This is a genomic window from Parasulfuritortus cantonensis (genome assembly GCF_004337445.1).
GTDB lineage: Bacteria > Pseudomonadota > Gammaproteobacteria > Burkholderiales > Thiobacillaceae > Parasulfuritortus > Parasulfuritortus cantonensis.
The window spans coordinates 29,222-49,810 of the sequence record NZ_SJZB01000043.1; the positions used below are offsets into that span (position 1 = coordinate 29,222).

The 20,589-nt window shown below is 64.2% G+C and carries 34 protein-coding genes; 4 read left to right on the plus strand and 30 right to left on the minus strand.

Features of this window, described 5'->3' with window-relative positions:
* Positions 1 to 71 precede the first annotated feature (71 nt).
* The 4 genes from uvrA (at position 72) to EZJ19_RS12445 (ending at position 5,889) form a co-directional block, all read left to right on the plus strand.
* Positions 72 to 2,888 (plus strand): excinuclease ABC subunit UvrA, encoded by a 2,817-nt coding sequence (uvrA, locus tag EZJ19_RS12430; RefSeq protein WP_131448064.1) that lies wholly within the window; start codon positions 72 to 74, stop codon positions 2,886 to 2,888.
* Between the two features lie 79 nt (positions 2,889 to 2,967).
* Positions 2,968 to 4,410 carry an ATP-binding protein gene (locus EZJ19_RS12435; RefSeq protein ID WP_131448066.1) on the plus strand — a complete coding sequence of 481 codons (1,443 nt, stop codon included), beginning with the start codon at positions 2,968 to 2,970 and terminating at the stop codon, positions 4,408 to 4,410.
* Between the two features lies 1 nt (position 4,411).
* On the plus strand, positions 4,412 to 5,161 hold the full coding sequence (locus EZJ19_RS12440; protein WP_131448068.1) for an ion transporter: 750 nt from the start codon (positions 4,412 to 4,414) through the stop codon (positions 5,159 to 5,161).
* The gene (locus tag EZJ19_RS12445) at positions 5,158 to 5,889 is read left to right on the plus strand and encodes a pseudouridine synthase (RefSeq protein WP_131448070.1); all 732 of its coding nucleotides are present in this window, start codon (positions 5,158 to 5,160) and stop codon (positions 5,887 to 5,889) included. Before EZJ19_RS12440 ends, EZJ19_RS12445 begins: the two co-directional genes overlap by 4 nt.
* A 7-nt stretch (positions 5,890 to 5,896) precedes the next feature.
* Here EZJ19_RS12445 and EZJ19_RS12450 read toward each other — a convergent pair whose 3' ends face one another.
* The 30 genes from EZJ19_RS12450 to rpsJ all read right to left on the minus strand — a co-directional run bounded on the left by EZJ19_RS12450 (position 5,897) and on the right by rpsJ (position 20,577).
* The gene (locus tag EZJ19_RS12450) at positions 5,897 to 6,643 is read right to left on the minus strand and encodes an SAM hydrolase/SAM-dependent halogenase family protein (RefSeq protein ID WP_131448072.1); all 747 of its coding nucleotides are present in this window, start codon (positions 6,641 to 6,643) and stop codon (positions 5,897 to 5,899) included.
* Between the two features lie 64 nt (positions 6,644 to 6,707).
* Positions 6,708 to 7,091: a 50S ribosomal protein L17 gene (gene rplQ / locus EZJ19_RS12455; protein ID WP_131448074.1), complete on the minus strand. Its 384-nt coding sequence runs from the start codon at positions 7,089 to 7,091 to the stop codon at positions 6,708 to 6,710.
* Between the two features lie 19 nt (positions 7,092 to 7,110).
* Complete coding sequence (locus EZJ19_RS12460) at positions 7,111 to 8,097, minus strand: DNA-directed RNA polymerase subunit alpha (protein ID WP_131448076.1); 987 nt, start codon at positions 8,095 to 8,097, stop codon at positions 7,111 to 7,113.
* A 29-nt stretch (positions 8,098 to 8,126) separates the two neighbouring features.
* Positions 8,127 to 8,753, minus strand: a complete 627-nt coding sequence (rpsD, locus tag EZJ19_RS12465) for a 30S ribosomal protein S4 (RefSeq protein WP_131448078.1) — start codon at positions 8,751 to 8,753, stop codon at positions 8,127 to 8,129.
* A gap of 15 nt (positions 8,754 to 8,768) precedes the next feature.
* Positions 8,769 to 9,161 (minus strand): 30S ribosomal protein S11, encoded by a 393-nt coding sequence (rpsK, locus tag EZJ19_RS12470; RefSeq protein ID WP_131448080.1) that lies wholly within the window; start codon positions 9,159 to 9,161, stop codon positions 8,769 to 8,771.
* Between the two features lie 14 nt (positions 9,162 to 9,175).
* Entirely contained in the window at positions 9,176 to 9,538 is a 363-nt protein-coding gene (rpsM, locus tag EZJ19_RS12475) for a 30S ribosomal protein S13 (RefSeq protein ID WP_131448082.1), read from the minus strand.
* 78 nt (positions 9,539 to 9,616) lie between these two features.
* On the minus strand, positions 9,617 to 9,730 hold the full coding sequence (gene rpmJ, locus EZJ19_RS12480) for a 50S ribosomal protein L36 (RefSeq protein ID WP_131448084.1): 114 nt from the start codon (positions 9,728 to 9,730) through the stop codon (positions 9,617 to 9,619).
* Positions 9,731 to 9,750: 20 nt separating this feature from the next.
* The gene (gene infA / locus EZJ19_RS12485; protein ID WP_131448086.1) at positions 9,751 to 9,969 is read right to left on the minus strand and encodes a translation initiation factor IF-1; all 219 of its coding nucleotides are present in this window, start codon (positions 9,967 to 9,969) and stop codon (positions 9,751 to 9,753) included.
* A gap of 5 nt (positions 9,970 to 9,974) precedes the next feature.
* Positions 9,975 to 11,273 carry a preprotein translocase subunit SecY gene (gene secY, locus EZJ19_RS12490; protein WP_131448174.1) on the minus strand — a complete coding sequence of 433 codons (1,299 nt, stop codon included), beginning with the start codon at positions 11,271 to 11,273 and terminating at the stop codon, positions 9,975 to 9,977.
* A gap of 39 nt (positions 11,274 to 11,312) precedes the next feature.
* Positions 11,313 to 11,747, minus strand: coding sequence for a 50S ribosomal protein L15 (gene rplO / locus EZJ19_RS12495; protein ID WP_131448088.1), 435 nt, complete (start codon positions 11,745 to 11,747; stop codon positions 11,313 to 11,315).
* 2 nt (positions 11,748 to 11,749) lie between these two features.
* On the minus strand, positions 11,750 to 11,935 hold the full coding sequence (gene rpmD / locus EZJ19_RS12500) for a 50S ribosomal protein L30 (RefSeq protein ID WP_131448090.1): 186 nt from the start codon (positions 11,933 to 11,935) through the stop codon (positions 11,750 to 11,752).
* 3 nt (positions 11,936 to 11,938) lie between these two features.
* Positions 11,939 to 12,451, minus strand: a complete 513-nt coding sequence (rpsE, locus tag EZJ19_RS12505) for a 30S ribosomal protein S5 (protein ID WP_131448092.1) — start codon at positions 12,449 to 12,451, stop codon at positions 11,939 to 11,941.
* Between the two features lie 15 nt (positions 12,452 to 12,466).
* Entirely contained in the window at positions 12,467 to 12,820 is a 354-nt protein-coding gene (rplR, locus tag EZJ19_RS12510) for a 50S ribosomal protein L18 (protein WP_131448094.1), read from the minus strand.
* Between the two features lie 15 nt (positions 12,821 to 12,835).
* Positions 12,836 to 13,369, minus strand: coding sequence for a 50S ribosomal protein L6 (gene rplF, locus EZJ19_RS12515; RefSeq protein WP_131448096.1), 534 nt, complete (start codon positions 13,367 to 13,369; stop codon positions 12,836 to 12,838).
* Positions 13,370 to 13,377: 8 nt separating this feature from the next.
* The gene (rpsH, locus tag EZJ19_RS12520) at positions 13,378 to 13,773 is read right to left on the minus strand and encodes a 30S ribosomal protein S8 (RefSeq protein ID WP_131448098.1); all 396 of its coding nucleotides are present in this window, start codon (positions 13,771 to 13,773) and stop codon (positions 13,378 to 13,380) included.
* Between the two features lie 12 nt (positions 13,774 to 13,785).
* On the minus strand, positions 13,786 to 14,091 hold the full coding sequence (gene rpsN, locus EZJ19_RS12525; RefSeq protein WP_131448100.1) for a 30S ribosomal protein S14: 306 nt from the start codon (positions 14,089 to 14,091) through the stop codon (positions 13,786 to 13,788).
* A 7-nt stretch (positions 14,092 to 14,098) separates the two neighbouring features.
* Positions 14,099 to 14,638, minus strand: a complete 540-nt coding sequence (rplE, locus tag EZJ19_RS12530; protein ID WP_131448102.1) for a 50S ribosomal protein L5 — start codon at positions 14,636 to 14,638, stop codon at positions 14,099 to 14,101.
* A 10-nt stretch (positions 14,639 to 14,648) separates the two neighbouring features.
* Positions 14,649 to 14,963 carry a 50S ribosomal protein L24 gene (rplX, locus tag EZJ19_RS12535; protein WP_131448104.1) on the minus strand — a complete coding sequence of 105 codons (315 nt, stop codon included), beginning with the start codon at positions 14,961 to 14,963 and terminating at the stop codon, positions 14,649 to 14,651.
* 11 nt (positions 14,964 to 14,974) lie between these two features.
* Positions 14,975 to 15,343, minus strand: coding sequence for a 50S ribosomal protein L14 (rplN, locus tag EZJ19_RS12540; protein ID WP_131448106.1), 369 nt, complete (start codon positions 15,341 to 15,343; stop codon positions 14,975 to 14,977).
* Between the two features lie 152 nt (positions 15,344 to 15,495).
* A complete protein-coding gene (gene rpsQ / locus EZJ19_RS12545) occupies positions 15,496 to 15,768 on the minus strand; it encodes a 30S ribosomal protein S17 (protein ID WP_131448108.1) in 273 nt (90 codons plus the stop codon).
* 14 nt (positions 15,769 to 15,782) lie between these two features.
* Positions 15,783 to 15,971, minus strand: coding sequence for a 50S ribosomal protein L29 (gene rpmC, locus EZJ19_RS12550; RefSeq protein ID WP_131448110.1), 189 nt, complete (start codon positions 15,969 to 15,971; stop codon positions 15,783 to 15,785).
* Between the two features lies 1 nt (position 15,972).
* Positions 15,973 to 16,389 carry a 50S ribosomal protein L16 gene (rplP, locus tag EZJ19_RS12555; protein WP_131448112.1) on the minus strand — a complete coding sequence of 139 codons (417 nt, stop codon included), beginning with the start codon at positions 16,387 to 16,389 and terminating at the stop codon, positions 15,973 to 15,975.
* A 6-nt stretch (positions 16,390 to 16,395) separates the two neighbouring features.
* Complete coding sequence (gene rpsC / locus EZJ19_RS12560) at positions 16,396 to 17,100, minus strand: 30S ribosomal protein S3 (RefSeq protein ID WP_131448114.1); 705 nt, start codon at positions 17,098 to 17,100, stop codon at positions 16,396 to 16,398.
* Positions 17,101 to 17,109: 9 nt separating this feature from the next.
* Positions 17,110 to 17,439 carry a 50S ribosomal protein L22 gene (rplV, locus tag EZJ19_RS12565; RefSeq protein WP_131448116.1) on the minus strand — a complete coding sequence of 110 codons (330 nt, stop codon included), beginning with the start codon at positions 17,437 to 17,439 and terminating at the stop codon, positions 17,110 to 17,112.
* Positions 17,440 to 17,448: 9 nt separating this feature from the next.
* Entirely contained in the window at positions 17,449 to 17,724 is a 276-nt protein-coding gene (gene rpsS, locus EZJ19_RS12570; protein WP_131448118.1) for a 30S ribosomal protein S19, read from the minus strand.
* A 13-nt stretch (positions 17,725 to 17,737) separates the two neighbouring features.
* Positions 17,738 to 18,562: a 50S ribosomal protein L2 gene (gene rplB, locus EZJ19_RS12575; RefSeq protein ID WP_131448120.1), complete on the minus strand. Its 825-nt coding sequence runs from the start codon at positions 18,560 to 18,562 to the stop codon at positions 17,738 to 17,740.
* A gap of 3 nt (positions 18,563 to 18,565) precedes the next feature.
* A complete protein-coding gene (rplW, locus tag EZJ19_RS12580; protein ID WP_131448122.1) occupies positions 18,566 to 18,877 on the minus strand; it encodes a 50S ribosomal protein L23 in 312 nt (103 codons plus the stop codon).
* Positions 18,874 to 19,497: a 50S ribosomal protein L4 gene (rplD, locus tag EZJ19_RS12585; RefSeq protein WP_131448125.1), complete on the minus strand. Its 624-nt coding sequence runs from the start codon at positions 19,495 to 19,497 to the stop codon at positions 18,874 to 18,876. The genes rplW and rplD overlap by 4 nt, the downstream gene beginning before the upstream one ends.
* The gene (rplC, locus tag EZJ19_RS12590) at positions 19,497 to 20,141 is read right to left on the minus strand and encodes a 50S ribosomal protein L3 (protein WP_131448127.1); all 645 of its coding nucleotides are present in this window, start codon (positions 20,139 to 20,141) and stop codon (positions 19,497 to 19,499) included. Before rplC ends, rplD begins: the two co-directional genes overlap by 1 nt.
* 124 nt (positions 20,142 to 20,265) lie before the next feature.
* The gene (gene rpsJ / locus EZJ19_RS12595; RefSeq protein ID WP_131448129.1) at positions 20,266 to 20,577 is read right to left on the minus strand and encodes a 30S ribosomal protein S10; all 312 of its coding nucleotides are present in this window, start codon (positions 20,575 to 20,577) and stop codon (positions 20,266 to 20,268) included.
* Positions 20,578 to 20,589 lie beyond the last annotated feature (12 nt).

The following is a 20,589-nucleotide window of genomic DNA, read 5'->3' on the forward strand; positions in this document are numbered from 1 at the left end:
GCAACGCCAAAGTTGAGCCGAACGGAAGGGCACGGGTATAGTTGGCCGTTTCCCTCTGCTCCGGCCCTGCCATGATCCGCGTCCGCGGCGCCCGCACGCACAACCTGAAGAACATCAGCCTGGATCTGCCCCAGCACGAGCTGGTGGTGATCACCGGCCTGTCCGGCTCGGGCAAGTCGTCGCTCGCCTTCGACACCCTGTACGCCGAGGGCCAGCGCCGCTACGTGGAATCGCTTTCGGCCTACGCGCGCCAGTTCCTGCAGCTCATGGAAAAGCCGGACGTGGACCTGATCGAGGGCCTGTCGCCGGCCATCTCGATCGAACAGAAGGCGACCAGCCACAACCCGCGTTCCACGGTCGGTACGGTGACCGAGATCCACGACTACCTGCGCCTGCTGTTCGCGCGCGCCGGCACGCCGCGCTGCCCGCACCACGGCATCGAGCTGTCGGCCCAGACCGTGTCGCAGATGGTCGACCAGGTGCTGGAACTGCCCGAGGACACCCGGCTGATGATCCTGGCGCCGCTGGTGGTCGGCCGCAAGGGCGAGCAGGTCGGCCTGTTCGACGAACTGCGCGCCCAGGGTTTCGTGCGCCTGCGCATCGACGGCGAGGTCCACGACATCGACACCCTGCCCAAGCTGGACCGCAACAAGAAGCACACCATCGAGGCGGTGGTGGACCGCCTGAAGGTACGCGCCGACGTCAAGCAGCGCCTGGCCGAGTCGTTCGAGACCGCCCTGCGCCATTCCGACGGCAAGGCCCTGGCGGTGGAGATGGATACCGGCAAGGAGACCCTGTTCTCGGCCAAGTTCGCCTGCCCGGTGTGCGACTACGCCCTGCCCGAGCTGGAGCCGCGCATCTTCTCCTTCAACAACCCGATGGGCGCCTGCCCGAAGTGCGACGGCCTGGGCAGCATCACCTTCTTCGACCCCAAGCGGGTGGTCGCCTTCCCGCACCTGTCGCTGGCCGGCGGCGCGATCAAGGGCTGGGACCGGCGCAACGCCTTCTTCTACCGCATGCTGGAATCGCTGGCCATGCACTATGGCTTCGACATCGACACGCCGTTCGAAGGCCTGCCGACGGCGGTCCAGGAAACCATCCTGCACGGCAGCGGCAGCGAGGTGATCGCCTTCCACTACATGGGCGAGGGTGGCCGCCGGGTCACCCGCAAACACAGTTTCGACGGCGTCATCCCGATCCTGGAGCGGCGTTACAAGGAAAGCGAGTCGCAGCTCGTGCGCGAGGACCTGGCGCGCTACATCGCCACCCGGCCGTGTCCGGAATGCGGCGGCAGCCGCCTGCGCGTCGAGGCGCGCAACGTCACGGTCGGCGGCCGCACCCTGCACGACCTCTCGCGCCTGCCCATCCACCAGGCCCTGGCCTTCTTCGCCGAGCTCAGCCTGACCGGCCACAAGGCCCAGGTGGCGGACAAGATCGTCAAGGAGATCGTCGCCCGCCTGAACTTCCTCAACGACGTCGGCCTCGACTACCTGTCGCTGGACCGCTCGGCGGACACCCTGTCCGGCGGCGAGGCCCAGCGCATCCGTTTGGCCTCGCAAATCGGCTCCGGCCTGACCGGGGTAATGTACGTGCTCGACGAGCCCTCCATCGGCCTGCACCAGCGCGACAACGACCGCCTGCTCGGCACCCTCAAGCACCTGCGCGACCTGGGCAATTCGGTGATCGTGGTGGAGCACGACGAGGACGCCATCCGGCATGCCGACCACATCGTCGACATGGGCCCCGGGGCTGGCGAACACGGCGGCGAGATCATCGCCCAGGGCGGTCTTGCGGACATCCTGGCGAGCGAGCACTCGCTCACCGGCGCCTACCTGTCCGGCCGCCTCGCCATCCCGGTGCCGGCGCAGCGCCGCACGCCGCGCGAGGGCCGGGTCCTGACCCTGCACGGCGCCTACGGCAACAACCTGAAGAACGTCACCCTGAACCTGCCCACCGGCGTGATGGTGTGCGTCACCGGCGTCTCGGGCTCGGGCAAGTCGACCCTGATCAACGACACCCTGCACGCCACCCTCGCCAACCGGCTGAACGGCGCCGCCCTGGAGCCGGCGCCGTTCGAATCCCTGGACGGCGATGAGTTCTTCGACAAGATCGTCAACGTCGACCAGAGCCCGATCGGGCGCACGCCGCGTTCCAACCCGGCCACCTACACCGGCCTGTTCACGCCCATCCGGGAGCTGTTCGCCGGCACCCCGCAGGCACGCGAGCGCGGCTACGAACCCGGCCGCTTCTCCTTCAACGTCAAGGGCGGCCGCTGCGAGGCCTGCCAGGGCGACGGCATGATCAAGGTGGAGATGCACTTCCTGCCCGACATCTACGTCCCCTGCGACGTCTGCCACGGCCACCGCTACAACCGCGAGACCCTGGAGGTGGAGTACAAGGGCCGCAACATCCACCAGATCCTGCAGATGACCGTCGAGGAGGCACGCGACTTCTTCGACGCGGTCCCGGCGGTGAAACGCAAGCTGCAGACACTGATGGACGTCGGGCTGTCCTACATCCGACTCGGCCAGTCGGCGACGACCCTGTCCGGCGGCGAGGCACAACGGGTCAAGCTGGCCCTGGAGCTTTCCAAGCGCGACACCGGGCGCACCCTGTACATCCTCGACGAGCCGACCACCGGGCTGCACTTCCACGACATCTCGATGCTGCTGACCGTGCTGCAGCGCCTGGTCGAGCACGGCAACACCGTGGTGGTGATCGAACACAACCTGGACGTCATCAAGACCGGCGACTGGATCGTCGACCTCGGCCCGGAGGGCGGCGACGGCGGCGGCCGCATCATCGCCGAGGGCACGCCGGAGCAGGTGGCGGCCAACCCGGCCAGCCACACCGGGCGCTATCTCAAGCCGGTGCTGGAACGGAGCTAATAATCCCGGCCGATCAATGAGTTAGGATTTACCGAACATTTTTTGACATTACAATCATAAATAATGTAGCTTCGTTGCTATGTTATTGAATCAATATCCCTTTCTGATCTCCTACAACCCATGGTGGGAGTCCGGCAGTAGTGCATTTACCCAGCTGCCCGCCTTCCATCGGGATGTATTCGAGGACCTGTATAGCGACGTCGTGCGGCTGCCGCAGATGATCTCGGTAACCGGACCACGCCGGGTCGGCAAGACTACCCTGCTGCGCCAGTGCATTCAGCGACTCATCGCCGAGGGCGATCCTGGACAGGCCGGCCGCATCGCCTACTTCAGTCTGGACGATCCCGCCCTCAGCCTGCCACACCAGGACCCCGACCGATTCTTCAACGACTTGGTCGCGGACTTCGCTAGCCGGGCCAAAGCGGGCCCGGCCTATCTGCTCCTCGACGAAATTCAGAAATTCCCCCGCTGGGAGCTGTATCTTAAAAAATTCTACGATTTGCATACGTCGGTGCGCTTCATCGTCTCCGGCTCGGCCTCGGCGCCGATCTTCCGGAAGTCCCACGAGAGCCTGTTGGGCCGGATCAAGTCGTTCTACGTCCTGCCCTTCTCATTCCGGGAGCGGTTTTTCTTCCAGAGAGGTGAACAGGACAAAGCGGTTTCGCGCGAGTTTTTCGAGTTCGGCAATCGGCTACGCAGCTCGGACAACGTCGCTGGCATCCTGGCACGTCTGGACGAAACTGTCGTGACCTTCGGCGATTTCACCCCTCTGGTGGAGGACTATTTCTACCAAGGTGGCTTCCCGGAGGTCTGGAAGCTACCAGACATTCTGGCCAAGCAGGAATACCTCTATCAGAACCAGGTGGAGCGCGTCATCTTTGAAGATTTGCTGGTCGCGGCGGAATTCCGCAAGCCAGAGATGCTGCGCCGGTTTTACCTCAGCCTGCTTACCGACCCGGGCCGGGAAACCAATCTGACCCGGCTGGCCAACGATATCAGCATCGGCCGAACCACCATTGAGCATTACTTTCCCCTGCTCGAAGCCACCGACCTGGTCTGGCGCCTGAACAAGTACACAGGCGGCAAGTCCAGCGCCAAGGCCGGCAACTTCAAGACCTATCTGGTCGATCTCGCGGTACGCAATGCCGTCCTCAAGCTTTCGCCCAAGCAGTTACGCGACGATCCGACCATGCTCGGCCATTATGCGGAGAACGTTGTTGCCAACCACCTGCGCCGTTGGCCCGGCCTGGTCGAACTGGCCTACTTCCGCGAGCGCGACGATGAACTCGATTTCATCGTTGACCTGGGCAACGCCCGGCTCGGTATTGAAGTCAAATACCGGAACGAGTTGAATTTGCGCGAACTATTGAAGAGTGCCGCCATTGCCAAGCGGCTGGATTGTGCCGGCTTTGTCGTTGTCAGCAAGCACGCGCCGGACGATGCTTTGCGGCAAACCTTGGCGGAGAAGATCCAACTCCCCTTGTCACTCGTCCAACTAGCTGATTTCATGATGCTGTTCTGAAATGCATTCCGCTCGCCGACAGTCCGGTCCCTACCTGCTCTTCACCCTGGCGCTCAGCCTGTTCGCGCTCGCCATGCTGGCGGCCGACGCCCTGTTCCGGCTCGACCCGCGCACCCGGGAGATCATCGCTTGGCTCGACAACGGCGTCTGCCTGCTGTTCTTCCTCGACTTCCTGGTCACCTTCTGGCGTGCCGAGGACCGGCTCGGCTACTTTATGCGCTGGGGCTGGCTCGACTTGCTCTCGAGCGTGCCCATGGTGGACGAGCTGCGCTGGGGCCGCGTGGCGCGCATATTCCGGATATTCCGCATCCTGCGCGGCCTGCGCTCGGCCAAGCTGGTCACCGAACTGGTGGTCCTGCACCGGCACGAAAGCGCCCTGCTCTCCGCGGCGTTGATCACCCTGCTCATGGTGGTGTTCTCGGCCATCGCCATCCTGCAGCTGGAAACCGCGCCGAACGCCAACATACGTAGCGCCGGCGATGCCCTGTGGTGGTCGATCACCACCCTGACCACGGTAGGCTACGGCGACCTGTACCCGGTGACCGGCGGCGGCCGTGTACTCGCGGCGGCCGTGATGGTCGCCGGGGTAGGGCTGTTCGGTGCCCTGTCCGGTCTGGTCGCGTCGCTCCTGTTGCGCCCGGCCGAAACACGCCAGGAGGCCGACCTCGACGCCCTCCAGGACGAAATCCGCGCCCTGCGTCGGCAACTCGCCGAGTTGGCCGCCGCCGGCGCCGCCAAGGAAAGCCCATGAGCGAACCCGTACGCCTGTCCAAGCTGATGGCCGAGCGCGGCCTGTGTTCCCGGCGCGAGGCCGACGTCTACATCGAGCGCGGCTGGGTCTACGTCGACGGCCAGAAGATCGACGTGCTCGGCACCCGGGTCGACCCGGCCTGCACCATCACCCTGGCCGGCCAGGCCAAGAGTGCCCAGAGCCAGCGCGTCACCCTCCTGCTGCACAAGCCGGTCGGCTACGTGTCCGGTCAGCCGGAGCCGGGCTACCAGCCCGCGGTGACCCTCATCCGGGCCGACAGCCAGTGGCGCGAGGGCGGCGGCCCGGTATTCAGCCCGGCGATGCTCAAGGGCCTGGCCCCGGCCGGCCGCCTGGACATCGATTCGACCGGCCTGCTGGTGCTCACCCAGGACGGCCGGGTCGCCCGCCAGTTGATCGGCGACGACTCCGACGTCGAGAAGGAGTACCTGGTCCGGGTCGAGGGCCAACTGGCCGAGAACGGCCTGCGTCTGCTCAACCACGGCCTCGCCCTGGATGGCAGGGCGCTCAGGCCGGCCCAGGTGACCTGGCAGAACGAGGACCAGCTCAAGTTCATCCTCAAGGAAGGCAAGAAACGCCAGATCCGGCGCATGTGCGAGCTGGTCGGGCTCAGGGTGGTCGGCCTCAAGCGCGTGCGTATCGGCCGGGTCAGCCTCGGCCGGCTGCCGCTCGGCCAGTGGCGCGTGCTCGGGGCCGACGAGCGCTTCTAGGCCGCCCTCAGTGCAGGCCGCCGGCCGGCCGGCCGACCCGGACCAGGTCGCCCACGTGCAGATCGAGCGCGGCGGCGGCGCTGCCCCGGTTGACCGCGATCTCGACCAGGCCGACGCTGTTGACGTACCAGAACGCCTCGCCCTTGGCCGCCTCGTGGAACACGGCACGGCGCGCTAGGGTCTTGCCCTTCACTTCCAGCGTTTCCGCCGGGCCGAGGAGGCCGCCGCGCAGCCCGGTCCAGGCGTTGCCGTAGTGGTCGAGGTAGACGACGCGGGGCAGGTCGGCGGCGTCGAACTGCACGGTGGGCGCGGCGATGTCGGCAAGCTTGGCCTCGGGGAACGGCCCGACCGCCAGCGCCGCCGCCACCGGCGCAAAGAGGTCGCGGCCGTGGAAGCTGGCCGACAGGCGCTCGGGTAGCCAGTCGATCCGCCAGTAACGTGCCGTCGCCGCACGCGCGCCGACGACGGCGAGCAGGCCGTTGTCGGGGCCGACGTACCAGCGCCCGTCCGCCTCCATCACCAGGCCGTCGCGCGGCCCGCCGACGCCCGGGTCGACCACGCACAGGAAGACGCTGCCGGCCGGGAACTCCCGGGCCAGGGCATCGAGCAGGTGGGCGCCGGCGTGGGCGTTGAAATCCGGCACGTCGTGCAGCAGGTCGATGACCGCGACGCCCGGGGCGGCCGCGCCGAGGCGCGCTTTGATCTGGCCGACGTAGGGGTCGCGTACGCCGAAATCCGTGAACAGTACGAGCATCTCCGCGCTCCCAAATGCAAAAAGGCCGGCTAGGCCGGCCTTTCAGCATACACCGTGGACGCGCTTATTCGGCGGCGGGAGCGGCGGCTTCCGGACGGTCCACCAGCTCGACCAGCGCCATGGGGGCGTTGTCGCCGACGCGGTAGCCGAACTTCAGGATGCGCAGGTAGCCACCCGGGCGGGCCTTGAAGCGGGGGCCGAGGTCGTCGAACAGCTTGACCACCATGTCGCGGTTGCGCAGACGGTCAAAGGCCAGACGGCGGTTGGCCAGGGTGGGGGTCTTGCCCAGGGTGATCAGGGGCTCGACCACGCGACGCAGTTCCTTGGCCTTGGGCAGGGTGGTCTTGATGACCTCGTGCTCGAGCAGGGCGTTGGACAGGTTGCGCAGCAGGGCCTGGCGATGGCTGCTGGTGCGGTTGAGTTTGCGGTTGGACAGGCGGTGACGCATTTTAGTTACCTCGGTTCAATCAGGGCTTGTCGTAGCCCGCGGGCGGCCAGTTCTCGAGCTTCATGCCGAGGGTCAGACCACGGGCGGCCAGCACTTCCTTGATTTCGTTCAGGGACTTGCGGCCCAGGTTCGGGGTCTTGAGCAGCTCGGTTTCGGTACGCTGGATCAGGTCGCCGATGTAGTAGATGTTCTCCGCCTTCAGGCAGTTGGCCGAACGGACGGTGAGTTCCAGTTCGTCCACCGGACGCAGCAGGATCGGGTCCATCTGCGGACCGGCCGCCTTCGGCGCCTCGCTCGGCAGGGTGACACCCTTGAGATCGGCGAACGGCGACAGCTGTTCGATCAGCAGGCGGGCGGAATGGCGCACGGCTTCTTCCGGATCCACGACACCGTTGGTCTCGATCTCGAGGATCAGCTTGTCCAGGTCGGTACGCTGCTCGACGCGGGCGGCCTCGACGCTGAAGCTGACCTTCTTGACCGGGCTGTAGAGGGCGTCGATCAGGATGGTGCCGACCGAGCGGGTCTCGTCGCCGAGACGACGGGTGCTGGCCGGGACGTAGCCGCGGCCGGCCTCGATCTTGATCTCCATCTCCAGCTTGCCACCCTTGGTGACGTGGGCGATGACGTGCTCGGGATTCAGGATCTCGACGTCATGGCCGGCCTGGATGTCGGCGGCGGTAACCACGCCCTCGCCTTCCTTGCGGATGGTGACCAGAGCTTCGCTGCGGTTGTTCAGCTTGACTGCCAGGCCTTTCAGGTTCAGCAGGATGTCGACGACATCTTCCTGAACGCCGTCCATCGCGGAGTACTCGTGCACCACTCCGACGATCTTCACCTCGGTCGGGGCGTAGCCCTGCATGGAAGACAGCAGGATGCGGCGCAGGGAGTTACCCAGGGTGTGGCCGTAGCCGCGTTCGAACGGTTCGAGCGTGATGCGCGCCTGGCGGGGGGAGATGCTGTTCACCTCCACGCTACGCGGCTTCAGCAGTTCACCGGTATTCGACATAGTGCTAATCCTTGTTCAGACCGCTGGGATTACTTGGAATACAGTTCGATCACGAGCGATTCGTTGATCGTGGCGGGCAGTTCGGCGCGCTGCGGGCGGGCCTTGTAGGTCCCCTTCAGGGCCTTGACGTCGACCGTCACCCACTCCGGGAAGCCACGGCCTTCGGCGGCCTCGCAGGCACCCTTGACGCGCAGATGAGCCTTGGCCTTCTCGGTCACTTCCACGACGTCACCGGGCTTGACCTGGTACGACGGGATGTTCACGCGCTTGCCGTTGACCAGGATGCCGTTGTGGCGCACGACCTGGCGGGCCTCGGTACGGGAGGCGCCGAAGCCCATGCGGTAGGCGACGCTGTCCAAGCGGCTTTCCAGGTTCTGCAGCAGGGCCTCGCCGGTCACGCCCTTGGACTGCTCGGCGCGCTTGTAGGTCAGGCGGAACTGACGCTCGAGGACGCCGTAGATCTTGCGGATCTTTTGCTTTTCACGCAGTTGCACGCCGTAGTCGGACAGACGGGCCTGACGGGCACCGTGTTGGCCGGGGGCCTGGTTGCGACGCTCGACGGCGCACTTTTCGGTGAAGCACTTCTCGCCCTTGAGGAACAGCTTTTCGCCCTCACGGCGGCACTGGCGGCACTTGGGATCGGTATTGCGAGCCACGTTCGTTCTCCTTGATTAGACGCGGCGCTTCTTCGGCGGACGGCAGCCGTTGTGCGGCATGGGCGTCACGTCGGAGATGCTGGTGATCTTGAAGCCGAGGGCGTTCAGGGCGCGCACGGTGGATTCACGGCCGGGGCCGGGACCCTTGATGCGGACTTCGATGTTCTTGACACCGTATTCCTGCGCCTGCTTGCCGGCGTTCTCGGCAGCCACCTGAGCCGCGAACGGCGTGCTCTTGCGCGAGCCCTTGAAGCCAGCAGCGCCAGCGGTGAACCAGGACAGGGCGTTGCCCTGACGGTCCGTGATGGTCACGATGGTGTTGTTGAAGGAAGCGTGGATGTGCGCGATCGCGTCGGCTACGCTCTTCTTGACTTTCTTCCGCACGCGGGCGGTGGTTGCCTTGGCCATAGTATTTACCTAGCTCACTTTTTGACTTGCATCTGCTTGCGCGGGCCCTTGCGGGTACGGGCGTTGGTGCGGGTACGCTGACCGCGGACCGGCAGACCGCGACGATGACGCTGGCCGCGGTAGCAGCCCAGGTCCATCAGGCGCTTGATGTTCATGGTGATTTCGCGACGCAGGTCGCCTTCCACCGTGAACTTGGTGACGCCGTCACGCAGTTTGTCGACAGCCTCGTCGGTGAGGTCTTTGATCTTGGTGGAGGGGTTCACGCCGGCTTGCTCGCAAATCTTACGAGCACGCGTGCGGCCGATGCCGTAGACGGCGGTCAGCGCGATCTCGGCATGCTTGTGATTCGGGATGTTAACCCCAGCAATACGGGCCATGAAAAACTCCGTGCGGAAAACTGGTAATTATAGCGACGTTACGCTTGACATTGCAAGCAGAACGCCACCCACTGTAAATCAACCTTGACGCTGCTTGTGCCGCGCTTCGCTGCAAATGACGCGAACGACGCCCTTGCGCTTGACGATACGGCACTTGCGGCAAATCTTCTTGACCGAGGCTTGAACACGCATGGTCTGCTCCTTTTCTCTGACTACTTGGCGCGATAAACGATGCGCGCGCGACTCAAATCGTACGGGGTCAGTTCCACGGTGACTTTGTCACCGGGCAGGATGCGGATGTAATGCATGCGCATCTTGCCGGAAATGTGCCCCAACACCACGTGGCCATTTTCCAGCTTGACCCGGAAAGTGGCGTTCGGGAGGGTCTCCAGGACCTCTCCCTGCATCTGGATGACGTCTTCCTTGCTCATACCAGTTACCTGGCGAGGAAGTTGCCGCCCTTGAAGTTTGCCTTCTTGAGCAAGCTTTCGTACTGGTGGGTCATGACATAGGCCTGCACCTGCGCCATGAAGTCCATGGTCACCACCACGATGATCAAGAGGGAGGTACCGCCAAAGTAGAACGGCACGTTCCAGTTGACGATCAGAAACTCGGGCAGCAGACAGACCAGCGTGATATAGATCGCGCCGATCAGGGTCAGCCGGGTCATGATCTTATCGATGTACTTGGCGGTCTGCTCACCCGGACGAATGCCCGGCACGAAGGCGCCGCTCTTCTTCAGGTTGTCCGCGGTCTCCTTGGGATTGAACACCAGGGCCGTGTAGAAGAAGCAGAAGAAGATGATGGCCAGCGCGTACAGGATGACGTAGATCGGCTGGCCGGGCGACAGGGTCGCCGCGATGTCCTTCAACCAGGTCATGCCCTCGTGGCTGCCGAACCAACCACCCAGGGTGGCCGGGAACAGGATGATCGAGGACGCGAAGATGGGCGGAATCACGCCGGCCATGTTCAGCTTCAGGGGCAGGTGCGAGCTCTGGCCGCCGTACAGCTTGTTGCCCACCTGGCGCTTGGCGTAGTTGACCAGCACCTTGCGCTGGCCGCGCTCGACGAACACCACCAGGGCGGTGACCAGCAGCGCGCCGATGAACAGGAGCAGCACGAGCGGAATCGAGAAGGCGCCCGTCCGGGTCAGCTCCAGGGTGCCGCCGACGGCCTGCGGCAGGCCCGCCGCGATACCGCCGAAGATGATGATCGAGATGCCGTTGCCGATACCGCGCTCGGTGATCTGCTCGCCCAGCCACATCAGGAACATGGTGCCGGCGACCAGGGTGACCACCGTGGTGAGCCGGAACATCAGGCCCGGGTCGATGACCAGGCCGGGCTGCGATTCCAAGGCGATCGAGATGCCGAGGCCCTGGAACAGCGCCAGCATGACGGTGCCGTACCGGGTGTACTGGGTGATCTTGCGTCGGCCGGCCTCGCCCTCCTTCTTCAGCGCCTCGAGCTGCGGCGACACGACGGTCAGCAGCTGGACGATGATGGAGGCCGAGATGTACGGCATGATCCCGAGCGCGAAGACGGTGAACCGTTTCAGCGCGCCGCCCGAGAACATGTTGAACATGCCCAGGATGCCGCCCTGCTGGCTCTTGAACAGATCTTCCAGCACCATCGGATCGATACCGGGCACGGGGATGTGCGCCCCGATCCGGTAGACGATCAGGGCGCCGATCAGGAACCACAGGCGACGCTTGAGGTCGCCCATCTTTCCGGACATCTGCAGCAGATTGCCAGCGTTGGCCAAGGTCAGACTCCGTTACGCTTCGACGGAACCGCCGGCGGCCTCGATGGCCGCCTTGGCACCCTTGGTGGCAACGATGCCGACCAGCTTGACGGGCTTGGCGATCTCGCCGGCCAGGATGACACGCACCTTGCTGGCCAGTTGGGAGATCAGGCCGGCCTGACGCAGCACCAGCAGGTCGACGGTGTCGACCGGCAGGGCGGCGATGTCGCCGAGCCGCACTTCGGCCTTGAAGGCGCGTTCCAGGGAGATGAAGCCGCGCTTGGGCAGACGGCGATGCATGGGCATCTGACCGCCTTCGAAGCCGACCTTGTGGAAGCCGCCGGCACGGGACTTCTGGCCCTTGTGGCCACGACCGGCCGTCTTGCCGAGGCCGGAACCGATGCCACGGCCGACGCGCTTGGCGGCGTGCTTGCTGCCAGCGCCGGGTTTCAGGGTGTTCAGTTGCATGATCAGACTTCCTCGCACTTAACCAGGAAGGCCGCACGGGTCACCATGCCGCGGTTGGCGGGGGTGTCCTCGACTACGACCGATTGGTGCATACGCTTGAGACCGAGGCCGCGCACGGAGGCGCGGTGGAACGACTGGGTGCCGATCGGGCTCTTGACCAGGGTTACCTTGATCTTCTTGTCGCTCATGGCTTACTCCAGGATCTCGGCGACGGTCTTGCCACGCTTGGCGGCGACTTCGCTCGGGGTATACATCTGGGCCAGGCCGTCCAGCGTGGCGCGGACCACGTTGTAGGGGTTGGTGGAGCCCATGCACTTGGCGAGCACGTTGGTCACGCCCATCACCTCGAAGACCGCGCGCATGGCGCCGCCGGCGATGATGCCGGTACCTTCGGAGGCCGGCTGGATCAGGACCTTGGAACCGCCGTGGCGGCCGATCACGGCATGATGGAAGGTGCCGTTCTTCAGGTTCACCTTGACCATCTTGCGGCGCGCCTCTTCCATGGCCTTCTGCACGGCCACCGGCACTTCGCGGGACTTGCCCTTGCCCATGCCGACCGCGCCGTCGCCGTCACCGACCACGGTGAGGGCGGCGAAACCGAGGATCCGGCCACCCTTCACCACCTTGGTGACGCGGTTGACCGCGATCATCTTCTCGCGCAGGCCGTCGCCGCGTTCTTCCTGCTGTTGTTCCATCTTCGCCATCTTCAGTACCTCGCGTTAGAACCGCAGACCGTTTTCACGGGCGGCCTCGGCCAGCGCCTTGACGCGGCCGTGATAGATGAAGCCACTGCGGTCGAAGGCAACCTGCTCGACGCCGGCGGCCTTGGCCTTCTCGGCGATGCGCTGACCGACCAGCTTGGCCGCTTCGGCGTTGCCGCCGTTCTTGACCTGGTCGCGCAGTTCCTTCTCCTGGGTGGAGGCGCTGCACACCACCGTACCGCCGGTGGCGTCGATGACTTGCGCGTAAATGTGGCAGTTGCTGCGGTAGATGCAGAGGCGGGCCACGCCCAGTTCCGCGATCTTGGCGCGGGTTTTGCGCGCCCTGCGCAGACGCCGGATCTTCTTGTCCATGCTCGTGACTCCAGATTATTTCTTCTTGGTTTCCTTGAGGGAAACCACTTCATCCGCATAGCGGACACCCTTGCCCTTGTACGGCTCGGGCGGACGATAGGCGCGCACGTCGGCGGCCACCTGGCCGACCTTCTGCTTGTCCGCGCCCTTGATCAGGATCTCGGTCTGAGTCGGGGTCTCGACCTTCACACCCTCGGGCATCTCGTGCTCGACCGGGTGGGAAAAACCGAGGCTCAGGCTCAGCTTGCTGCCCTGCGCCTGGGCACGGTAGCCGACGCCGACCAGGTTGAGCTTGCGCTCGAAACCCTTGGACACGCCGAGCACCATGTTGGCCAGGATGGCGCGGGTGGTACCGGCCATGGCGTTCGCCGCGGTGCTCTCGTCGACAGCGGCAACCTGCAGCTTGCCGTCGGCGTGCGCGACCGTGACGTAGGTGGTGAGGGCCTGGGTGAGCGCACCCTGGGGGCCCTTGACCGTGATGGCGGCGGCGTTGAGGTTGACTTCAACCCCGGCCGGCACAGGAATCGGATTCTTGGCAACTCGGGACATGTTCTACCTCACGCAACCACGCACAACACTTCGCCACCGACACCGAGCGTGCGGGCACGGCGGTCGGTCATGACACCCTTGGAGGTGGACACGATCGCCACGCCCAGGCCGTTCATCACTCGGGGCAGGTCCTCGCGACCCTTGTAGATACGCAGACCGGGCTTGCTCACGCGCTCGATCTTTTCGATCACGGGGCGGCCGGCGTAGTACTTCAGGGCGACTTCCATTTGCGGCAGGCCGTCGACGGTACGCACGGCGTAGTCGTCGATGTAGCCTTCGTCCTTGAGAACCTGCGCAATGGCCTTCTTCAACTTGGAAGCCGGCATTGCCACGGAAACCTTTTCCGCCTGCTGCGCATTGCGGATGCGGGTCAGCATATCGGAGATGGGATCACTCATGCTCATCTTGTATGCTCCTTACCAGCTGGCCTTGATGACGCCGGGAATGTCGCCGGTCATGGCGAGTTCGCGGATCTTGTTCCGGCACAGGCCGAACTTGCGGAAGACGCCGCGCGGGCGGCCGGTCAGGGCGCAACGGTTGCGCAGACGGGCGGGGCTGGCGTCGCGGGGCAGGGCCATGTACTTCAGGCGGGCATCCATACGCTCTTCGTCGGTCTTGCTCTGGTCGGCCATGACGGCCTTCAGGGCGTCACGCTTGGCGGCGAACTTCTTCACCATGTCACGGCGCTTGGCTTCGCGGTTGATCAGTGCTTTCTTAGCCATGTCGACCTCAATTCTTGAACGGGAACTTGAAGGCAGCCAGCAAGGCCTTGGCCTCCGCATCCGTCTTCGCAGTCGTGGTGATGGTGATGTTCATACCGCGCAGGGCGTCGATCTTGTCGTACTCGATCTCCGGGAACATGATTTGTTCCTTGACACCCATGTTGTAGTTGCCGCGGCCGTCGAAGCCCTTGCCGCCAATACCGCGGAAGTCGCGGATACGGGGGATGGCGATGGTGACCAGGCGATCGAGGAACTCGAACATGCGTTCCTTGCGCAGGGTGACCTTGCAGCCGATCGGATAATCGTCGCGGATCTTGAAGCCGGCGATCGACTTGCGGGCGAGGGTGACGACGGGCTTCTGACCGGCGATCTTGGTCATGTCGCCGACCGCGTTCTCGAGCACCTTCTTGTCGCCGACCGCCTCGCCGACACCCATGTTCAGGGTGATCTTCTCGATGCGCGGGACTTCCATGATGGACTTGTAGCCGAACTGCTTGAGCAGTTCAGGGACTACGGTTTCCTTGTAATACGTCTTGAATCGTGCCATGACCTAGACCTCACGCATCCAGCACTTCGCCGTTGGACTTGTAGAAGCGCACCTTGCGCCCGTCCTCCAGCACCTTGATGCCCACGCGATCGCCTTTGCCGGTCGCCGGGTTGAACAGCGCGACATTGGAGATATCGATGGGCATATCCTTGTCCACGAAACCGCCAGTCGTACCGCGCATGGGGTTCGGCTTGGTCGCCCGCTTGACGCGATTGACGCCTTCCACCACCACCTTGTCTTCCAGGATGTGCAGCACGGTGCCGCGCTTACCCTTGTCCTTGCCGGTCAGGACCACGACCTCATCGCCACGGCGAATCTTGTTCATGCTCCGACTCCTTACAGAACTTCGGGCGCCAGGGAGACGATCTTCATGAATCGCTCCGTACGCAGTTCGCGGGTCACCGGCCCAAAGATGCGGGTGCCGATGGGCTCGAGCTTGTTGTTGAGCAGCACGGCGGCATTGCCGTCGAACTTCACCAGCGAGCCATCCGGACGGCGCACGCCCTTGGCGGTACGCACCACCACGGCGTTGTAGACGTCGCCCTTCTTAACACGGCCACGCGGCGCAGCATCCTTGATGCTCACCTTGATAATGTCGCCAATACTGGCGTAACGACGCTTGGAGCCGCCCAACACCTTGATGCACATAACGGAACGCGCACCCGTGTTGTCAGCCACGTCGAGCATGGACTGCATCTGAATCATGATCACTCTCCAACTTACCCCGCCGCGATTCAGTCACGGTCGAGCAGTTTTGGATCCCGAAGGGTTGATGCCCCTATCACTACCGGGGCGGGTAAAAAGGCCGCGGAGTATAGCCGCGGCCTCAGCGCATTGCAAGCACTAATTTACAGCGATCAAACGACCTTGGCCTGTTCGACCACCCGCACCACCTTCCAAGTCTTGCTCTTGGACAGCGGACGGCACTCCTCGATGACCACGGTATCGCCCTCGTTGCAGGCGTTTTCCTCGTCATGGGCGTGGTACTTCTTGGACAGACGGATCACCTTGCCGTAGAGCGGGTGCTTGGCGCGACGCTCGACCAGCACGGTGACGGTCTTGTTCATCTTGTCGCTGACCACCTTGCCGGTGAGCGAGCGGACGTTCTTGCTGTTTTCCTGTTCAGCCATCTCTATCTACCTTGTCAGTTGCCGACCTGGCCCAGGACGGTGCGGACGCGGGCGATGGCTCGCCGGGTGTTGCGCACTTCGTGGGTCTTGTTGGTCTGCTGGGTGGCAATCTGCATGCGCAGGCTGAACTGGGCGCGCAGAAGCTCCTTCAGCTCGGCCTCGAGCTCGGCCTTGGTCTTGGTGCGAAGTTCACTGGCTTTCATGTCAGATCCCAATGTGACGGGTAACGAACGTGGTCGGGATGGGCAGCTTGGCGGCGGCCAGGCGGAAGGCCTCGCGGGCCAGGGCCTCGTCGACGCCGTCCATCTCGTACAGGACCTTGCCCGGCTGGATCTCGGCGACCCAGTATTCGGGGTTGCCCTTACCGTTACCCATACGGACTTCGGCGGGCTTCTGGGAGATCGGCTTGTCCGGGAAGATGCGGATCCAGATGCGGCCACCGCGCTTGATGTGACGGGTCATGGCACGACGGGCGGCTTCGATCTGGCGCGCGGTCAGGCGGCCGCGGCCGATGGCCTTGAGGCCGTACTCGCCGAAGCTCACCTTGGCGCCGCGAGTCGCCAGGCCGGTGTTACGGCCCTTCTGTTCCTTGCGGTACTTTCTGCGGTTGGGTTGCAGCATGGCTGATTACTCCTTTCCGGCCCGGTTGGACGGGCGACGCGGACGGCGCTCGGGTTCCGGAGCGGCCACCGGCTTGTCACCCTTGCCGAGGTTCTCGCCCTTGTAGACCCAGACCTTGATGCCGATGACACCGTAGGTGGTGTTGGCTTCGGCCAGGCCGTAGTCGATGTCGGCACGCAGGGTGTGGAGGGGCACGCGGCCTTCGCGGTACCACTCGGTACGGGCGATGTCGGCACCGTTCAGGCGGCCGGAGCTCATGATCTTGATGCCCTGGGCACCGAAGCGCATGGCGCTCTGCATGGCACGCTTCATGGCGCGGCGGAACATGATCCGCTTTTCCAGCTGGGTGGCGATGGACTGGGCGATGATCGCGGCGTCGAGTTCCGGCTTGCGGATTTCCTCGATGTTCAGGGTCACCGGCACCGACATCATGCCGGCCAGCTGCTTGCGCAGATTCTCGATGTCCTCACCCTTCTTGCCGATCACCACGCCCGGGCGGGCGGAGAACAGCGTGATGCGGGCGTTCTTCGCCGGACGCTCGATGACGACGCGCGACAGCGAGGCGTGGGCGAGCTTCTTCTTCAGGAACTCACGCACCTTCAGGTCTTCGGCCAGGGTGCCGGCGAAGGTCTTGCTGTTGGCGTACCACTTGGAGGTCCAATTGCGGTTCACGCTCAGGCGGAAACCGGTCGGATGAATTTTCTGTCCCATTACGCTACCTCAGTCGCCAACCGTCACGGTGATGTGACAGGTGGGTTTGTGGATACGGTTGCCACGGCCCTTGGCGCGCGCGGTGAAGCGCTTCAGGGTCGGGCCCTCGTCGACGTAGATGCGCTTGACGGTCAGTTCATCGATGTCGGCACCTTCGTTGTGCTCGGCGTTGGCGATGGCCGATTCGAGCACCTTGCGGATGACCTCGGCCGCCTTGCGGGGCGTGAAGGTCAGGATGTTGAGCGCGTTGTCCACGGGCTTGCCGCGCACCAGGTCAGCCACCAAGCGGGCCTTCTGGGCGGACAGGCGGGTGCCGCGCAAAATAGCGGAAACTTCCATGCTTGGCTCCTACTTCTTGGCTTTTTTGTCGGCGGCGTGGCCCTTGAAGGTGCGAGTCAGAGAGAACTCGCCCAGCTTGTGGCCCACCATGTTTTCCGTGACGAACACGGGGATGTGCTGCTTGCCGTTGTGCACGGCAATGGTCAGCCCGATGAAATCCGGCAGGATGGTGGAGCGGCGGGACCAGGTCTTGATCGGACGCTTGTCCGTGCCAGCCCGGGCGGCTTCCACCTTCTTGAGCAGATGACCGTCGATGAACGGACCCTTTTTGATAGAACGTGCCATATCGACTTACCTCTTATTTCTGCCGGCGGCGCACGATCATGTTGTTCGTGCGCTTGTTGCTACGGGTACGATAACCCTTGGTCGGCTGACCCCAGGGCGACACGGGCACGCGGCCTTCGCCGGTCTTGCCCTCGCCACCGCCGTGCGGGTGATCGATCGGGTTCATCGCGGTACCGCGGACGGTCGGACGGACACCACGCCAGCGCATCGCACCGGCCTTGCCGATGGAACGCAGGTTGTGCTCACTGTTGCCGACTTCACCCAGGGTGGCGCGGCAGTCGATGTGCACCTTGCGGATTTCACCGGAACGCAGGCGCAACTGGGCGTAGCTGCCTTCACGGGCCAAGAGCTGGACGCCGGCACCGGCCGAACGGGCCAGCTGGGCACCCTTGCCGGGCATCATCTCGATGCAGTGGATCGTCGAACCCACCGGGATGTTGCGCAGGGGCAGGCAGTTGCCCGGCTTGATCGGGGCCTCGGAGCCGCTCATCAGGGTGGCACCGGCCTCGACACCGCGCGGGGCAATGATGTAGCGGCGCTCGCCGTCGGCGTAGCACAGCAGGGCGATGTGGGCGCTGCGGTTCGGGTCGTATTCGATCCGTTCCACCTTCGCCGGCACGCCGTCCTTGTCGCGCTTGAAGTCGACCAGGCGGTAGTGCTGCTTGTGGCCACCGCCCTTGTGACGGGTGGTGATGTGGCCGTTGTTGTTACGGCCGGAACCACGGTTCTGCTTCTCGACCAGGGCCGCCACGGGCTTGCCCTTGTGCAGACCCGGGGTGACCACCTTGACGACCGAGCGACGGCCGTTGGAGGTGGGCTTGACTTTGATCAGGGCCATGACTTATTCCCCCGCCACGAAGTTGAGTTCCTGGCCAGGCTGCAGGCAGACATAGGCCTTCTTCCAGTTGTCCCGGCGGCCGATGAAGCGACCGAAGCGCTTCTGCTTGCCCTTCACGTTGGCAACCTTGACGTCCTTGACCTGGACCTTGAAGAGCAGCTCGACCGCCGCCTTGATTTCCGGCTTGGTCGCATCGGTGGCGACGCGGAAGGCGACCTGCTCGCTCTTGTCGGCGATCATGGTGGACTTCTCGGAAATCACCGGCGCCAGGATGATCTGGAGCAGGCGGTTCTCGTTGAACTTGACGGCGTTCATGCGTACATCTCCTCGAACGATGCCACGGCGTCGCGGGTCAGCAGCACCTGGTCGAAGCGGACCAGACTGACCGGGTCGGCATGACGGGGCTCCAGGACCAGCACGTTGGCCAGGTTGCGGGAGGACAGATAGAGGTTGTCGTCCACTTCCGGGGTGATGATCAGGACGCGGCTGTCGATGCCCATATTCTTCACCTTGCCGGCCAGCATCTTGGTCTTCGGGGCCTCGACGGCGATACCCTCGATGACGCGCAGGCGACCGTCGGCAACCAGCTTGGACAGGATGGCGGCCATGCCGGCACGGAACATCTTGCGGTTGACCTTCTGGCTGAAGTTCTCGTCCGGCTTGTTCGGGAACGCACGACCACCGCCACGGCGGATGTTGGTCGAGGTCATACCGGCACGGGCGTTGCCGGTACCCTTTTGGCGGAACGGCTTCTTCGTGGAGTGATGCACCTCGGCACGGGTCAGCTGAGCACGGTCGCCGCTGCGGCCGTTGGCCTGGTAGGCGGTGACCAGCTGATGCACGAGGGCCTCGTTGTATTCGCGGGCGAACAGAGCGTCGGAGGCGGCAACGGTGCCGGCGTCCTGACCCTGGTCGTTAATGAGCTTGAGATCCATCAGGCACCCCCTTTGACTGCGGGACGCACGACGACGTCGCCGCCCTTGGGACCCGGCACAGCGCCCTTGATCAGGAGCAGCTGACGCTCGGCGTCGACACGCACGACTTCCAGATTCTGGATGGTGCGGTTGACGGCACCCAGCTGACCGGACATGCGCTTGCCCGGGAAGATGCGGCCGGGATCCTGGGCCTGGCCGATGGAGCCGGGCACGTTGTGGGAGCGCGAGTTGCCGTGGGAGGCACGCTGGGAGCTGAAGTGGTAGCGCTTGATGGTGCCGGCGAAGCCCTTACCCTGGGTGACGCCGGAGACATCGACCAGTTGCCCGGCGGCGAAAATCTCGACCGACACGGCACCGGCCGGCTGATATTGGCCGGCGACATCGGCGCTGACGCGGAATTCGGTCATGCCGCGACCGGCTTCGGTGCCGGCCTTGGCGTAGTGACCCGCCAGGGGCTTGCTGACACGGCTCGCCTTACGGCTGCCGTAGGCGATCTGGAGGGCGTCGTAGCCATCCGTTTCCGCCGTCTTGATCTGACTGACGCGGTTGTTCGACATGTCCAGCACGGTCACCGGGATGGACACGCCATCGTCGGTGAAAACGCGGGTCATGCCGATCTTGCGACCGACAAGGCCTAGAGTCATTTTCTAGTTCCCTATTAAGGCGCCGACTTCAATTGGTCGGCGGTTGCACAAAAGTACGGCAAAACAAAGAGGCGGGATTATACCCGCCCCTCCGGACTTGTAAAGCCCCCGAATTAAAACTCGGCTATTGCAGCTTGATCTCGACGTCCACGCCGGCCGGCAGATCCAGCTTCATCAGCGCATCGACGGTCTTGTCGGTGGGATCGACGATGTCCATCAGGCGCTTGTGGGTGCGGATCTCGAGCTGGTCGCGCGAGGTCTTGTTGACGTGCGGCGAACGCAGGATGTCGAAGCGCTCGATGGAGGTGGGCAGGGGCACCGGGCCCTTGACCACGGCGCCGGTGCGCTTGGCGGTGTCGACGATCTCCAGGGCGGACTGGTCGATCAGCTTGTAGTCGTAGCCCTTGAGGCGGATGCGAATCTTCTGGCTTTGCATGATATGTCTTTC

Excerpts from the sequence above, each read along its gene's own strand:
- rpsC (WP_131448114.1), bottom strand. The coding sequence starts at position 17,100 with ATGGGACAGAAAATTCATCCGACCGGTTTCCGCCTGAGCGTGAACCGC.
- EZJ19_RS12445 (WP_131448070.1), top strand. The coding sequence starts at position 5,158 with ATGAGCGAACCCGTACGCCTGTCCAAGCTGATGGCCGAGCGCGGCCTG.
- rplE (WP_131448102.1), bottom strand. The coding sequence starts at position 14,638 with ATGGCACGATTCAAGACGTATTACAAGGAAACCGTAGTCCCTGAACTG.
- rplF (WP_131448096.1), bottom strand. The coding sequence starts at position 13,369 with ATGTCCCGAGTTGCCAAGAATCCGATTCCTGTGCCGGCCGGGGTTGAA.
- uvrA (WP_131448064.1), top strand. The coding sequence starts at position 72 with ATGATCCGCGTCCGCGGCGCCCGCACGCACAACCTGAAGAACATCAGC.
- rpsJ (WP_131448129.1), bottom strand. The coding sequence starts at position 20,577 with ATGCAAAGCCAGAAGATTCGCATCCGCCTCAAGGGCTACGACTACAAG.
- EZJ19_RS12460 (WP_131448076.1), bottom strand. The coding sequence starts at position 8,097 with ATGTCGAATACCGGTGAACTGCTGAAGCCGCGTAGCGTGGAGGTGAAC.
- rplC (WP_131448127.1), bottom strand. The coding sequence starts at position 20,141 with ATGACTCTAGGCCTTGTCGGTCGCAAGATCGGCATGACCCGCGTTTTC.
- rplP (WP_131448112.1), bottom strand. The coding sequence starts at position 16,389 with ATGCTGCAACCCAACCGCAGAAAGTACCGCAAGGAACAGAAGGGCCGT.
- EZJ19_RS12435 (WP_131448066.1), top strand. The coding sequence starts at position 2,968 with ATGTTATTGAATCAATATCCCTTTCTGATCTCCTACAACCCATGGTGG.
- infA (WP_131448086.1), bottom strand. The coding sequence starts at position 9,969 with ATGAGCAAGGAAGACGTCATCCAGATGCAGGGAGAGGTCCTGGAGACC.
- rplX (WP_131448104.1), bottom strand. The coding sequence starts at position 14,963 with ATGAACAAGATTCGCCGTGGCGATGAGGTCGTGGTCCTGACCGGCAAG.
- rpmJ (WP_131448084.1), bottom strand. The coding sequence starts at position 9,730 with ATGCGTGTTCAAGCCTCGGTCAAGAAGATTTGCCGCAAGTGCCGTATC.
- rpsE (WP_131448092.1), bottom strand. The coding sequence starts at position 12,451 with ATGGCGAAGATGGAACAACAGCAGGAAGAACGCGGCGACGGCCTGCGC.
- rpsK (WP_131448080.1), bottom strand. The coding sequence starts at position 9,161 with ATGGCCAAGGCAACCACCGCCCGCGTGCGGAAGAAAGTCAAGAAGAGC.
- rpsM (WP_131448082.1), bottom strand. The coding sequence starts at position 9,538 with ATGGCCCGTATTGCTGGGGTTAACATCCCGAATCACAAGCATGCCGAG.
- rplR (WP_131448094.1), bottom strand. The coding sequence starts at position 12,820 with ATGGACAAGAAGATCCGGCGTCTGCGCAGGGCGCGCAAAACCCGCGCC.
- rpmC (WP_131448110.1), bottom strand. The coding sequence starts at position 15,971 with ATGAAAGCCAGTGAACTTCGCACCAAGACCAAGGCCGAGCTCGAGGCC.
- EZJ19_RS12440 (WP_131448068.1), top strand. The coding sequence starts at position 4,412 with ATGCATTCCGCTCGCCGACAGTCCGGTCCCTACCTGCTCTTCACCCTG.
- rpsH (WP_131448098.1), bottom strand. The coding sequence starts at position 13,773 with ATGAGCATGAGTGATCCCATCTCCGATATGCTGACCCGCATCCGCAAT.
- rplD (WP_131448125.1), bottom strand. The coding sequence starts at position 19,497 with ATGGATCTCAAGCTCATTAACGACCAGGGTCAGGACGCCGGCACCGTT.
- rplO (WP_131448088.1), bottom strand. The coding sequence starts at position 11,747 with ATGCAACTGAACACCCTGAAACCCGGCGCTGGCAGCAAGCACGCCGCC.
- rpsQ (WP_131448108.1), bottom strand. The coding sequence starts at position 15,768 with ATGGCTGAACAGGAAAACAGCAAGAACGTCCGCTCGCTCACCGGCAAG.
- EZJ19_RS12450 (WP_131448072.1), bottom strand. The coding sequence starts at position 6,643 with ATGCTCGTACTGTTCACGGATTTCGGCGTACGCGACCCCTACGTCGGC.
- rplB (WP_131448120.1), bottom strand. The coding sequence starts at position 18,562 with ATGGCCCTGATCAAAGTCAAGCCCACCTCCAACGGCCGTCGCTCGGTC.
- rplV (WP_131448116.1), bottom strand. The coding sequence starts at position 17,439 with ATGGAAGTTTCCGCTATTTTGCGCGGCACCCGCCTGTCCGCCCAGAAG.
- rplQ (WP_131448074.1), bottom strand. The coding sequence starts at position 7,091 with ATGCGTCACCGCCTGTCCAACCGCAAACTCAACCGCACCAGCAGCCAT.
- rpsS (WP_131448118.1), bottom strand. The coding sequence starts at position 17,724 with ATGGCACGTTCTATCAAAAAGGGTCCGTTCATCGACGGTCATCTGCTC.
- secY (WP_131448174.1), bottom strand. The coding sequence starts at position 11,273 with ATGTCCGGAAAGATGGGCGACCTCAAGCGTCGCCTGTGGTTCCTGATC.
- rplW (WP_131448122.1), bottom strand. The coding sequence starts at position 18,877 with ATGAACGCCGTCAAGTTCAACGAGAACCGCCTGCTCCAGATCATCCTG.
- rplN (WP_131448106.1), bottom strand. The coding sequence starts at position 15,343 with ATGATTCAGATGCAGTCCATGCTCGACGTGGCTGACAACACGGGTGCG.
- rpsN (WP_131448100.1), bottom strand. The coding sequence starts at position 14,091 with ATGGCTAAGAAAGCACTGATCAACCGCGAAGCCAAGCGCCGTGACATG.
- rpmD (WP_131448090.1), bottom strand. The coding sequence starts at position 11,935 with ATGAGCGACAAGAAGATCAAGGTAACCCTGGTCAAGAGCCCGATCGGC.